The sequence below is a fragment of the Klebsiella pasteurii genome, from assembly GCF_018139045.1.
Lineage (GTDB): Bacteria > Pseudomonadota > Gammaproteobacteria > Enterobacterales > Enterobacteriaceae > Klebsiella > Klebsiella grimontii.
Genome location: NZ_CP073236.1, coordinates 4,858,684 through 4,872,703, shown reverse-complemented (window position 1 = coordinate 4,872,703; position 14,020 = coordinate 4,858,684). Strand labels below are relative to the sequence as shown.

Below are 14,020 nucleotides of genomic sequence, written 5' to 3'. Positions count from 1 at the left end.
TCCGGAGCCGTAAATACTTCGTCAAGCCATCATTTGTTTGTATAGTTTACTGGCTGTGTTAATAATCCGGGCCATCATTTCACTTTCTTTACTTTTTATTCACACCCGGCGCGAAACTCGCTCGGGCTGGCGCCGGTACATTTCTTAAATACGCGCGAAAAGTAGAGCTGATCCTCGAAACCGACGTTACGGCCAACGGTGGCGATCGGCATCCGCGTGGTGCTCAGCAGCAGCTTGGCCTGGCTAATGCGCTGATCCTCCCGCCACCCCAGCACGCTGATCCCCAGCTGCTGGCGGAACAGATGCGACAGGCGCGACGGCGACAGGCACACGTGCTGGGCGACGCTGGCGATATCAAAATGACTGTCCGCCAGATGGTCGCTGATGTACTGGCAGGCATCGCGCACCCGATTATCCAGCGGCGGATGCAGCGATTCGTTGATGGCCTCCATGCGCCTGAGCAGCAGCTGCTCCATGAGATTGATCGCCAGCAGTTCAGAGTAACGCCCGGCCCCCTGCCCAGCTTCCACAATCTGCCCGAACAGTTCGCCAAAGCGCGTCTGCCACTGCTCATCGGGACGAAAAAAACCGGTCTGGGCGAAAATAGTCGGCCAGTTTAGCCATTCATGCCAGTAGGCGCGCGGCCGGAAATAGACCCACTGGTGATACCACTCGCGAGCATCCGGGTGACGGCCATAATGGTGAATCTCTCCCGGTGGAAATAGCAGCATATCGCCGGGCCGACAGATAAACTGCTCCCCGTGGTTATTGATCACCCCTTCGCCACGAATCGTCAGGTTCAGGATATAGCCTTTCATCCCCAGCGGACGGTCAATAAAGAAATCCAGATACCCATCGGCGTCAATCGGCGTCAGGCCCGTCACCAGATGGGCGTTAAAAGAGTAACCCGGCAACAAAGGATCGTTTTGCGTTTCGGCCATAAACTCTGCTCTCCTGGAGACATTGAGGACACCAATTGTCCATACCTTGCATTTTATCCTCTGGCTGACAGCGCGTGCTGCGACGCGGGTTATAAATTGAATTAAAACCCGCCGCCTCTCGGCTAAAACTGAGCGCAGCGCACAATTCAGGCGCTTTTAGCGCATAACTGAAGTGTCTATAAAGACGACAGGAAAGTCCACATTGAATATTTGCACGGCGTCACACTTTGCGACGTCACAGCAATATAGTCCATAAGATTAGCGAATACAGCCTGACGGTTTTCAGCCCAGATATCTACTGTTTCACCATGAATGATTTTTAGCATGGAGTAACAGCATGGCAATTGCGATTGGCCTCGATTTTGGCAGTGATTCAGTACGCGCCCTGGCGGTAGAGTGCGCAACGGGCGAAGAGCTCGCCGCAAGCGTCGAGTGGTATCCGCGCTGGCAGGAGGGGCTGTTTTGTGATGGCCCGAACAACCAGTTCCGCCATCATCCGCGCGACTATATTGAATCGATGGAAGCCGCGCTGAAAAGCGTCCTTGCCTCACTGAGCGCTGAACAGCGCGCTGCCGTGGTGGGTATCGGCGTGGATAGCACCGGCTCAACTCCCGCGCCCATTGACGCCGACGGCAACGTCCTGGCGCTACGCGACGAATTCGCCAGCAACCCCAACGCCATGTTCGTCCTGTGGAAAGACCACACCTCGGTGGAAGAAGCGGAGGAGATTACCCGCCTGTGCCACCAGCCGGGTAAAGAAGACTACTCCCGCTATATCGGCGGTATCTACTCCAGTGAATGGTTCTGGGCCAAAATCCTCCACGTTACCCGCCACGATAGCGCCGTCGCCGAGGCCGCCGCGTCGTGGATTGAGCTATGCGATTGGGTACCCGCGCTGCTTTCCGGGACCACCCGCCCGCAGGATATTCGTCGCGGCCGCTGCAGCGCCGGGCATAAATCGCTGTGGCACGAAAGCTGGGGCGGCCTGCCGCCAGCCGGTTTCTTCGATGAACTCGACCCGATTATCAACCAAAACCTGGCCTACCCGATGTTCAGCGATACCTGGACTGCGGATGTCCCGGTGGGCACCCTGACCGCCGAGTGGGCCGCGCGCCTGGGCCTGCCGCAAACCGTCGCCATCTCCGGCGGCGCTTTCGACTGCCATATGGGCGCCGTCGGCGCCGGTGCACAGCCAAACGCGCTGGTCAAAGTGATCGGCACCTCCACCTGCGACATTCTGATCGCCGATAAACAGAGCGTCGGCGAGCGTACGGTGAAGGGTATTTGCGGCCAGGTCGACGGTAGCGTTGTGCCTGACTTTATCGGTATGGAAGCGGGGCAATCCGCTTTTGGCGACATCTACGCCTGGTTTGGCCGCATCCTCGGCTGGCCACTGGAGCAGCTGGCGCAAGCGCATCCGGAACTCAAAGAGCAGATCAAAGCCAGCCAGAAACAGCTGCTGCCTGCCCTGACCGACGCCTGGGCGAAAAATCCGTCTCTTGACCATCTGCCGGTCGTGCTGGACTGGTTTAACGGCCGCCGTACGCCGAATGCCAACCAGCGTCTAAAAGGGGTCATTACCGATCTCAATCTCGCCACCGACGCCCCGGCGCTGTTCGGCGGGCTGATTGCCGCCACCGCCTTCGGCGCCCGCGCCATTATGGAGTGCTTCACCGACCAGGGGATCCCGGTCAATAACGTGATGGCGCTCGGCGGCATCGCGCGGAAAAACCCGGTGATCATGCAGGCCTGTTGCGATGTGCTAAATCGCCCGCTGCAAATCGTCGCCTCCGATCAGTGCTGCGCGCTGGGCGCGGCTATCTTCGCCGCCGTCGCTGCGGGCGTATACCGCGATATACCCGCCGCGCAGGAAAACATGGCCAGCCAGGTGGAAAGTACCCTGCAGCCCCGTCCGGCCCAGGCGCAACGCTTCGAACAACTCTACCAGCGCTACCAGCAGTGGTCGCTCAGCGCGGAACAACGTTATCTCCCTTCGACTGCAAAGGCGGAAACCGCGCCGCAATCGCAGGCAGCTCTCACCCATTAAGGATATAAAAATGACTATTTTTAATAATTATGAAGTGTGGTTCGTCATCGGTAGCCAGCATCTGTATGGCCCTGAAGCGCTACGTCAGGTTACGAAGCACGCAGAACATGTGGTGAGCAGCCTGAATGCGGAAGCCAAGCTGCCGTGCAAACTGGTGCTGAAACCGCTGGGTACAACCCCGGATGAGATTACCCATATCTGCCGCGACGCCAATTACGATGACAAGTGCGCCGGGATGGTGGTGTGGCTGCATACTTTCTCGCCCGCGAAAATGTGGATTAACGGCCTCACGATCCTGAATAAACCGCTGATGCAGTTCCATACCCAGTTCAACGCGGCCCTGCCGTGGGACAGCATCGATATGGACTTTATGAACCTGAACCAGACCGCGCACGGCGGCCGCGAGTTTGGCTTCATCGGCGCCCGAATGCGTCAGCAGCACAGCGTGGTGACCGGCCACTGGCAGGATAAAGAAGCGCATCAGCGCATCGGCGCGTGGATGCGTCAGGCGGTCTCTAAACAGGATACCCGTCACCTGAAAGTCTGCCGCTTCGGCGATAACATGCGCGAAGTGGCGGTTACCGACGGGGATAAAGTCGCCGCGCAGATCAAGTTTGGCTTCTCGGTTAACACCTGGGCGGTGGGCGATCTGGTGCAGGTCGTCAATGCGGTCACCGACGGCGAAATCAGCGCGCTGATTGATGAGTATGAAAGCAGCTATCGTCTGACGCCCGCGGTACAAATCCACGGCGATAAACGGCAGAACCTTCTCGACGCCGCGCGCATTGAGCTGGGGATGAAGCGCTTCCTGGAACAAGGCGGCTTCCACGCGTTTACCACCACCTTTGAAGATTTACACGGCCTGAAACAACTTCCGGGTCTCGCCGTGCAGCGTCTGATGCAGCAGGGCTACGGCTTTGCGGGCGAGGGCGACTGGAAAACCGCCGCTCTGCTTCGCATCATGAAGGTGATGGCAACTGGTCTGCAGGGCGGCACCTCCTTTATGGAGGATTACACCTATCACTTCGAGAAAGGCAACGATCTGGCTCTGGGCTCGCATATGCTGGAAGTCTGCCCGACCATCGCCACCGCGGAGAAACCGATTCTCGACGTCCAGCCTCTGGGCATCGGTGGTAAAGCCGATCCGGCGCGCATCATCTTTAACACCCAGACCGGCCCGGCGATCGTTGCCAGCCTGATCGATCTCGGCGATCGCTATCGTCTGCTGGTGAACACCATTGAGACGGTGAAAACCCCGCACGAGCTGCCGAAGCTGCCGGTCGCCAACGCCCTGTGGAAAGCGCATCCGGATCTGCGCACCGCGTCTGAAGCGTGGATCATCGCCGGCGGCGCGCACCACACTGTCTTCAGCCATGCGCTAACCCTCGACGACATGCGCCAGTTTGCTGAGCTGCAGGATATTGAGCTGACCGTGATTGATAACGAAACCCGTCTGCCCTCCTTCAAGGACGCGCTGCGCTGGAACGAAGTGTATTACGGTTCAAAACGCTAAGAGGCCGTTCCCTCACCCTCTCCCTTGGGGTGAGGGGAACTGACTCGCCAGCAATTCGGAGCACAGTATGTTAGAAGATCTCAAACGCCAGGTTCTCGAAGCCAACCTGGCCCTGCCAAAGCATAATCTGGTCACCCTCACCTGGGGCAACGTCAGCGCCGTCGACCGTGAACGGGGCGTGCTGGTGATTAAACCCTCCGGCGTCGACTACAGCGTAATGAGCGCCGAAGATATGGTGGTGGTCAGCCTGGAGACCGGCGAAGTGGTTGAAGGCGAGAAAAAACCCTCGTCGGATACGCCAACCCACCGTTTGCTGTATCAGGCATTCCCGACGCTGGGCGGCATTGTTCATACTCACTCGCGTCACGCCACCATCTGGGCGCAGGCCGGACAGTCGATTCCCGCCACCGGCACCACCCACGCCGACTACTTCTACGGCGCGGTCCCCTGTACCCGTCTGATGACCGACGAGGAGATCAACGGCGAGTACGAATGGGAAACCGGCGCGGTGATCGTCGAAACCTTCCGTGAAAAAGGGATCGATCCAGCGCAAATGCCCGGCGTGCTGGTGCACTCGCATGGCCCGTTTGCCTGGGGGAAAAACGCCGAAGATGCGGTGCATAACGCTATCGTTCTGGAAGAGATCGCCTATATGGGTATCTTCTGCCGCCAGCTGGCACCGCAGCTGCCGGAGATGCAGCAAACGCTGCTGGATAAACACTATCTGCGCAAGCACGGCGCGAAAGCCTATTACGGACAGTAACCCTCCACAGTAGTCCCGGCTCGCTCTACGCTTAGCCGGGCTACCCTCTGCGGACGAGTAGCCCGGATAAGGCGTTTACGCCGCAATCCGGGAAACAGCGCGCAACACAACCTCCGGCCTATACCTGTATAAAACCCCAGCATCATTTCGTGAACCAGGCTATAATCAGGCCTGGTTTTGACTCATGAGAGCACGGCGTGACGCAGCCACGAGCAGGTTTTTTACTCACCCGTCACTGGCGGGATACCCCACAGGGCACCGAACTGACTTTCTGGCTGGCGACTGATGACGGCCCGCTTGAGGTCACGCTGCCGCCGCAGGAATCCGTGGCGTTCATTGCCGAATCTCAGCGTCCGCAAGTTGAACGCCTGCTGCAGGGCGAAAACGGCCATCGCCTTGCTGCGCTCAATCTGCAAGATTTTCATCGCCAGCCGGTATTTGGCCTCTACTGCCGCGCTCACCGCCAGCTGATGCGGCTGGAAAAAAAGCTGCGCGAAAACGGCATCACGGTATATGAAGGCGACATTCGCCCGCCGGAGCGCTATCTGATGGAGCGCTTTATTACCGCCCCGGTGTGGGTGGAAGGCGAGGCGCGCGGCCAGCGGCTGGTTAACGCGCGAATGAAGCCCAACCCCCACTACCGTCCGCCGCTGAAATGGGTGTCGCTGGACATCGAAACCAGCCGCCACGGCGAACTCTACTGCATTGGTCTTGAAGGCTGCGGCCAGCGGGTCGTCTATATGCTCGGGCCGGAGCCCGCCTCGCTGCCAGCCGTCAACTTCACGCTGGAGTACGTCGCCAGCCGCCCGCTGCTGCTGGAAAAGCTTAACGCCTGGTTTGCCGCTCACGACCCGGACGTGCTGATCGGCTGGAACGTGGTGCAGTTCGATTTACGCGTTCTGCAAAAGCACGCCGAGCGCTATCGTATCCCGCTGATGCTCGGGCGCGGCAACAGCGAACTGGAGTGGCGCGAGCACGGTTTTAAAAATGGCGTCTTCTTTGCTCAGGCCAACGGCCGACTGATTATCGATGGCATCGAGGCGCTGAAATCCGCGTTCTGGAACTTCTCCTCTTTTGCCCTGGAATCGGTGGCCCGCGAACTGCTCGGTGAGGGCAAAGCCATTGATAACCCTTGGGATCGGATGGATGAAATCGATCGCCGTTTTCACCAGGATAAACCGGCGCTGGCGACATACAACCTGCAGGACTGCGAGCTGGTTACGCGCATCTTCCATAAAACCGAGATCATGCCTTTTTTACTAGAGCGCGCGACGGTCAACGGCCTGCCTGCTGATCGCCACGGCGGTTCGGTCGCCGCCTTCAGCCATCTCTATTTCCCGCGCATGCACCGGCTCGGCTACGTTGCGCCGAACCTTGGCGCAGTACCGCCGCAGGCCAGTCCCGGCGGCTACGTGATGGACTCGCGCCCCGGCCTCTACGACTCGGTGCTGGTGCTGGACTACAAAAGCCTGTATCCGTCGATTATCCGCACCTTCCTGATTGATCCCGTGGGGCTGGTTGAAGGGCTGGCGCATCCCGATGACGCTCATAGCACCGAAGGCTTTCTCGGCGCGCGCTTTTCGCGAGAAAAACACTGCCTGCCGGGCATTGTCGGGCAGATCTGGCACGGTCGCGACGAGGCCAAGCAGCATAAAAACAAGCCGCTGTCGCAGGCGCTGAAGATCATTATGAACGCCTTCTACGGCGTACTCGGCACCAGCGCCTGCCGCTTTTTCGATCCCCGTCTGGCCTCCTCCATCACCATGCGCGGCCACGCGATTATGCGCCAGACCAAAGCGCTGATTGAATCCCAGGGCTACGACGTTATCTACGGCGATACCGACTCCACGTTCGTGTGGCTCAAGCGGGCCCACAGCGAAGAGGAAGCCAACGGTATCGGCCGCTCGCTGGTGGACTTCGTCAACGCATGGTGGGCGGCGGAGCTCAGCAAAGAGGGACTTGTCAGCACACTGGAGCTGGAGTTCGAAACCCACTTCTGCCGCTTTCTCATGCCCACCATTCGCGGCGCGGACACCGGCAGTAAAAAGCGCTACGCCGGGATGATTCAGGAAGGCGGCGAGCAGCGAATGGTGTTTAAAGGGCTGGAGACGGTACGTACCGACTGGACGCCGCTGGCCCAGCAGTTTCAGCAGGAGCTTTATCTGCGCATTTTTCGTCATCAGCCCTATCAAGATTACGTACGCGAAACCATCGATAAGCTGATGAACGGCGAGCTTGACGATCGTCTGATTTACCGTAAACGCCTGCGTCGTCCGCTGGCGGAGTATCAGCGCAACGTGCCGCCGCACGTGCGCGCGGCCAGGCTCGCTGATGAGCAAAACGTCAGGTTAGGCAGGCCGCAACAGTACCAGCAGCGCGGCAGCATTAAATATGTCTGGACCACCGGCGGGCCGGAGCCGGTGGACTATCAGCAATCACCGCTGGATTATGAACACTACCTTTCTAAGCAATTAGAGCCTGTCGCCGAAGGAATACTTCCCTTTGTCGACGACGATTTTGCTACAATAGTGACGGGGCAACTGGGGCTATTTTGATTTTTCCTCACCCATTCCGCTGGCGCAAAAGCCGTAAAATGAAGGGTGAGGAGGACGTGACGAACGTTCCGCCATCCAGTAATATAGCGCCCTTTCCATTCCTGGACCCAATTTTGACGTATCTCCGATTCTCCATGGAGATGATCAACTATTGCCTGCAATCAAAGAACTAAAGAGCCGAACATATATGCCTTTTACACTTGGTCAACGCTGGATTAGCGACACAGAGAGCGAACTGGGATTAGGGACGGTCGTTGCGCTGGACGCGCGCATGGTGACTCTGCTTTTCCCCGCCATCGGCGAAAACCGTCTGTACGCACGCAACGACTCCCCGATCACCCGCGTGATGTTCAACCCGGGCGATACCATCACCAGCCATGAAGGCTGGCAGCTCCAGGTTGACGAAGTTAATGAAGAGAACGGTCTGCTGGCCTACACCGGTACCCGCCTCGATACCCAGGAAGCCAACGTCACCCTGCGTGAAGTGCTGCTCGACAGCAAACTGGTCTTCAGCAAACCGCAGGACCGTCTGTTCGCCGGGCAGATCGACCGTATGGACCGTTTCGCCCTGCGCTATCGTGCGCGTAAATTTCAGAGCGAACAGTACCGTATGCCGTGGAGCGGCCTGCGCGGCCAGCGCACCAGCCTGATCCCGCATCAGCTGAATATCGCTCACGACGTTGGCCGCCGCCACGCGCCGCGCGTCCTGCTGGCGGACGAAGTGGGTTTAGGTAAAACCATTGAAGCCGGGATGATCCTGCATCAGCAGCTGCTCTCCGGCGCTGCCGAACGCGTTCTGATCGTCGTTCCGGAAACCCTGCAGCACCAGTGGCTGGTGGAAATGCTGCGCCGCTTTAACCTGCGCTTTTCGCTGTTTGACGATGAGCGCTACGCCGAAGCGCAGCACGACGCCATTAACCCGTTCGAAACCGAACAGCTGGTTATCTGCTCGCTGGACTTCGTGCGCCGCAGCAAGCAGCGCCTGGAGCACCTGTGCGATGCCGAATGGGACCTGATGGTCGTCGATGAAGCGCACCATCTGGTGTGGAGTGAAGACGCGCCAAGCCGCGAATATCAGGCCATTGAGCAGTTGGCCGAGCGCGTGCCGGGCATTCTGCTGCTCACCGCGACGCCGGAACAGCTGGGGATGGAGAGCCACTTCGCCCGCCTGCGCCTGCTCGACCCTAACCGTTTCCACGATTTCGCTCAGTTTGTTGAAGAGCAGCAGAACTACCGTCCGGTCGCCGACGCCGTGGCCCTGCTGCTGGCCGGGAATAAACTGAACGACGCCGAGCTGAACGCGCTGAGCGATCTGATCGGCGAACAAGATATCGAACCGCTATTGCAGGCCGCCAACAGCGATCGCGATGATGCCCAGGCTGCTCGTCAGGAGCTGGTGTCGATGCTAATGGACCGCCACGGCACCAGCCGCGTGCTGTTCCGCAACACGCGTAACGGCGTCAAAGGTTTCCCGAAACGCGAGCTGCATACAATTCGTCTGCCGCTGCCGACCCAGTACCAGACAGCGATCAAGGTTTCCGGGATTATGGGTGCCCGTAAAACTGCCGAAGAGCGCGCCCGCGATATGCTCTATCCGGAGCAGATTTATCAAGAGTTTGAAGGCGATACCGGCACCTGGTGGAACTTCGACCCGCGCGTTGAGTGGCTGATGGGCCATCTCACCAGCCACCGTTCGCAGAAAGTGCTGGTGATCTGCGCCAAGGCAGCTACTGCGCTGCAGCTGGAGCAGGTCCTGCGCGAACGCGAAGGCATCCGTGCGGCGGTGTTCCACGAAGGGATGTCGATTATTGAACGTGACCGCGCTGCAGCCTGGTTTGCCGAAGAAGATACCGGCGCTCAGGTGCTGCTGTGTTCTGAAATCGGCTCAGAAGGCCGTAACTTCCAGTTCGCCAGTAACCTGGTGATGTTCGATCTGCCGTTCAACCCGGATCTGCTGGAACAGCGTATCGGCCGTCTTGACCGTATCGGCCAGGCTCACGATATTCAGATCCACGTTCCCTATCTGGAAAGAACCGCCCAGTCGGTGCTGGTGCGCTGGTATCACGAAGGTCTGGACGCTTTCGAGCACACCTGCCCGACCGGCCGTACCGTCTACGACAGCGTGCATAACGAACTGATTAACTATCTCGCCGCCCCGGAAAATACCGACGGCTTCGACGAGCTGATCAAAGCTTGCCGCCAGCAGCATGACGCGCTGAAAGCGCAGCTGGAGCAGGGCCGCGACCGCCTGCTGGAGATCCACTCCAACGGCGGTGAAAAAGCCCAGCAGCTTGCGGAAAGCATTGAAGAGCAGGATGACGACACCAGCCTGATCGCTTTCTCCATGAACCTGTTTGATATCGTCGGCATCAACCAGGACGATCGCGGTGAGAATCTGATTGTCCTGACCCCCTCCGACCATATGCTGGTCCCGGATTTCCCGGGTCTGCCGGAAGATGGCTGCACCATTACTTTTGAGCGTGATGTTGCCCTGTCCCGCGAAGACGCACAGTTCATCACCTGGGAGCATCCGCTGATTATCAACGGTCTGGATCTGATCCTTTCCGGCGATACCGGAAGCAGCACCATTTCGCTGCTGAAGAACAAAGCGCTGCCGGTCGGCACTCTGCTGCTGGAGCTGATTTACGTCGTTGAAGCGCAGGCGCCGAAGCATCTGCAGCTCAACCGCTTCCTGCCGCCGACGCCGGTACGCATGCTGCTCGACAAAAACGGCAACAACCTCGCCGGTCAGGTGGAGTTCGAAAGCTTTAACCGTCAGCTGAGCGCGGTTAATCGCCACACAGGCAGTAAGTTGGTTAATGCCGTCCAGCAGGACGTCCACGCGATTTTACAGCAGGGTGAAGGCCAGGTCGCCAAAGCGGCCCAGGCGCTGATCGACGCCGCGCGTAAAGAAGCCGACGACAAGCTGACGGCCGAGCTGTCGCGCCTGGAAGCGCTGCGCGCCGTGAACCCGAACATCCGCGATGATGAACTGGCGGCTATCGAGAGCAATCGTCAGCAGGTGATGGACGCGCTGGCTCAGGCAGGCTGGCGTCTTGATGCGCTGCGCTTAATCGTCGTCACCCACCAGTAACGGAACGCGAATATGGCGATGGAAAACTACAATCCGCCGCAGGATCCCTGGCTGGTTATTCTTTACCAGGATGAGCACATTATGGTGGTCAACAAGCCTAGCGGCCTGTTGTCCGTGCCGGGCCGGCTTGAGGAGCACAAAGACAGCGTGATGGCGCGCGTTCAGCGCGACTTCCCGCAGGCCGAATCGGTGCACCGGCTGGATATGGCGACCAGCGGCGTGATTGTGGTGGCCCTGACCAAAGCGGCAGAGCGCGAGCTAAAGCGGCAGTTCCGCGAACGCGAGCCGAAAAAACAGTATGTCGCCCGCGTCTGGGGACATCCGGAAAAAGCGGAAGGTCTGGTGGATTTACCGCTGATTTGCGACTGGCCGAACCGGCCAAAGCAGAAGGTGTGTTACGAAACCGGCAAAGCGGCGCAAACCGAGTATGAAGTGCTGGAGTTCGCGGCGGACAACACCGCCCGCGTGCGCCTGAAGCCGATTACCGGGCGTTCGCATCAGCTGCGCGTACATATGCTGGCGCTGGGCCATCCGATTCTCGGCGACCGCTTTTATGCGTCGCCGGAAGCGCTGGCGATGGCGCCGCGTCTGCTGCTGCACGCCGAAACGCTGACCATCACCCATCCCGCTTTCGGTAATTCGATGACCTTCCGCGCGCCGATCGACTTCTGACCGTTTATCTCTGTCCCGGGTCGTGCCGCCAGCGGCTCACCCGGGCTATTCCTCGCTCATCAATGCCGCGGAAAACGGGCGTCAGTCGCGGGCAAACCACGCATCAATCATCTGCTCAACGCGGGCCACAACCTGCCCGGTGTCATGACGGCGGCTGCGCGCGCAGGCGTGCGCGGGCTCGTCGCACAGCAGGCAGCGGCGCTGGTTCTCCCCCATTGACTGACGGCCCACCAGACCATTTTTCGGGCAAATCACGTCAATATCCCACAGGCGGCCCAGCGGATGAGTATGCTCAAGATCGGTACAGAAGGCTTTGATTTCACTGGCGGCGTGATCGACGCACCACAGCGCTTCCGGCCCGGTCGGCAGCCACAGCACCTGGCGATCCAGCGTCTGCCAGCGGTGTTTCCACAGCATCTGATCGCAGGCCTGCAGCGCCACGCCCATCATATTACGGTAGCGAATGCTGTCTTTCACCGCGCCCGGCGTCACCAGGGTCAGCGAAATCACCGGCCGCTGATAATGGGCTAACCAGTCGGCCTGGCGCGCGGCGCGCTGCTCTTTCGCCGCCAGCAGCGCTTCCATGCTTACGCCCTCACGGGCGAGAGTATCCACTGACATTTGTTTTTCTCCTCACTTAATAAAAGGCAGCGGACAGGCTGCCGTCGCAGTCGCGAATAATGGCGCTGATTGTATCGCTAAACGATCCCTGTTTTGGAGACGGGGCGCAGATATTTTCTGCGCCATTTAGCACGAAAAAGCAGACTTAGCGGTTATAAAAAAGTTAAATCAGGCCAAAAAATGACTGAGGAACAGCAGACCCAGCGAAACATTAATCGCGCCGCCGATCCGGGTTGCGATCTGGGCGAACGGCATCAGGTTCATGCGGTTGCCGGATGTCAGAATCGCCACATCGCCGGTACCGCCCTGGCCGCTCTGGCAGCAGGAGACAATCGCCACGTCAATCGGGTGCATGCCAATCTTTTTGCCGACCAGGAAACCGGTCGCCACCAGCGCCGATACGGTGCTGATAATCACCAGCAAATTGGTAAGGGTAAAGGCGTTGACCAGCTCCTGCCACGGCGTGATCGCCACGCCGACGGCAAACAGAATCGGATAGGTCACCGCCGTGCGGAAGAACTTATACACCATCTGCGAGCCCTCCTGCAGGCGCGGAGAGACGCCGTTTACCAACTTCAGCAGCACCGCGAGGAACAGCATGCCCACCGGCGCGGGCAGGCCGATGGTCTTCTGGCCAAGCATACCCAACATATAGAGCAGCACCGCCAATAGCGCGCCGGAGGCCAGCGTCGTCACCTCCATTTTGCCCTCGGCGGGCGTTTCGCGGTGCGTCTCGTTGCGGCGGTTAGGCATCAGTTGCCCCTCGCCGGTCAAATGCGGGAAACGCTTGCCCAGTTGGTTTAAACAGCCGGCGATCACAATCGCCGTCAGGCTGCCCAGCATCACCATCGGCAGCACGCGCCCGAGCGCAACGCCCTGATCCATATGCATCAGCGCGGCGTAGCCAATCGACAGCGGAATCGCCCCCTCGCCGACGCCGCCGGCCATGATCGGCAGGACGATAAAGAAGAACACCTGAAACGGCTCCAGCCCCAGGGCGGTACCGACGCCGACGCCGACCACCATGCCGACGATTTCGCCGCACAGCATCGGGAAGAAAATCCGCAGAAAGCCCTGAATCAGCGTGGTGCGGTTCATGCTCATAATGCTGCCGACGATAATGCAGCAGATATAAAGGTAAAGAATGTTGGTCGACTTATAGAATTTGGTGGTCGACTCCACCACCACCTCCGGCAGCAGGCCGTAATGCACCAGCGCAGAAGGGATGAAGGTCGCGCAGATGGCCGCCGCGCCGAGCTTGCCGAGTACCGGCAGGCGTTTACCGAATTCGCCGCAGGCAAAGCCGAAAAAGGCCAGCGTCGCCACCATCACGACGATATCGCTCGGCAGCTTGCCGCCCAGACAGTCCAGCGCGATCAGGCCGCCGGCCAGCAGAAAGAGCGGCAGCGGGATAATACCGACTTTCCAGTTATCGAGGATATGCCACCAGCGCTGCTTAAGCGCGGGTTTCGGCGTATTAATAGGGTCGATGGTTGCAGAGAATGCATTGTCTGTGGTGCTCATAATTAAGCCCTCTGGTTATTATTACTTTTCAGGTTAGAGGGCCACGCGCGGAGTTAATGTGAGGATCGGCAGATTAAAAAAGAAGTTTTAATGGTCACTATGGTTTTTATGGTTTCTATTATTATTGTGAAACCGCTCTGATTTATTACCGTGGTTTTTAAGGTTTTTAAATCCAGCGCCTTATTAACCTTGATAAATTCCCCGCCAGCGGATAATTGTGGTTGCCGGACACTCTTGTGACGTTCACCGGTTTCCCTCAGCCACGATGCCGGCAGCGAAAAAAAGATACG

The 14,020-nt window shown here is 58.9% G+C and carries 9 protein-coding genes; 6 read left to right on the top strand and 3 right to left on the bottom strand.

Translation table 11 applies throughout. From position 1 onward, the window contains the following. Positions 1 to 95: 95 nt before the first annotated feature. Entirely contained in the window at positions 96 to 941 is an 846-nt protein-coding gene (gene araC / locus KCG39_RS22860) for an arabinose operon transcriptional regulator AraC (protein ID WP_004128863.1), read from the bottom strand. A 337-nt stretch (positions 942 to 1,278) separates the two neighbouring features. Between araC and araB the strand changes: the two genes are divergently transcribed. From araB to rluA, 6 genes are all read left to right on the top strand, one after another. After that, the gene (araB, locus tag KCG39_RS22855) at positions 1,279 to 2,988 is read left to right on the top strand and encodes a ribulokinase (protein WP_142468531.1); all 1,710 of its coding nucleotides are present in this window, start codon (positions 1,279 to 1,281) and stop codon (positions 2,986 to 2,988) included. A 10-nt stretch (positions 2,989 to 2,998) separates the two neighbouring features. Further along, entirely contained in the window at positions 2,999 to 4,501 is a 1,503-nt protein-coding gene (gene araA / locus KCG39_RS22850) for an L-arabinose isomerase (protein WP_004128861.1), read from the top strand. Positions 4,502 to 4,568: 67 nt separating this feature from the next. After that, entirely contained in the window at positions 4,569 to 5,264 is a 696-nt protein-coding gene (gene araD, locus KCG39_RS22845; RefSeq protein ID WP_004128860.1) for an L-ribulose-5-phosphate 4-epimerase, read from the top strand. 197 nt (positions 5,265 to 5,461) lie between these two features. Next, on the top strand, positions 5,462 to 7,819 hold the full coding sequence (gene polB, locus KCG39_RS22840; protein WP_004128859.1) for a DNA polymerase II: 2,358 nt from the start codon (positions 5,462 to 5,464) through the stop codon (positions 7,817 to 7,819). A gap of 187 nt (positions 7,820 to 8,006) precedes the next feature. Beyond that, positions 8,007 to 10,913, top strand: coding sequence for an RNA polymerase-associated protein RapA (gene rapA / locus KCG39_RS22835; RefSeq protein ID WP_004128858.1), 2,907 nt, complete (start codon positions 8,007 to 8,009; stop codon positions 10,911 to 10,913). 12 nt (positions 10,914 to 10,925) lie between these two features. Then, positions 10,926 to 11,585, top strand: a complete 660-nt coding sequence (gene rluA, locus KCG39_RS22830) for a bifunctional tRNA pseudouridine(32) synthase/23S rRNA pseudouridine(746) synthase RluA (protein WP_004128846.1) — start codon at positions 10,926 to 10,928, stop codon at positions 11,583 to 11,585. 81 nt (positions 11,586 to 11,666) lie between these two features. Here rluA and citX read toward each other — a convergent pair whose 3' ends face one another. Both citX and KCG39_RS22820 read right to left on the bottom strand, forming a co-directional pair. Beyond that, positions 11,667 to 12,206: a citrate lyase holo-[acyl-carrier protein] synthase gene (citX, locus tag KCG39_RS22825; RefSeq protein ID WP_004098536.1), complete on the bottom strand. Its 540-nt coding sequence runs from the start codon at positions 12,204 to 12,206 to the stop codon at positions 11,667 to 11,669. A 168-nt stretch (positions 12,207 to 12,374) separates the two neighbouring features. After that, a complete protein-coding gene (locus KCG39_RS22820; protein WP_004128842.1) occupies positions 12,375 to 13,730 on the bottom strand; it encodes a 2-hydroxycarboxylate transporter family protein in 1,356 nt (451 codons plus the stop codon). Positions 13,731 to 14,020 lie beyond the last annotated feature (290 nt).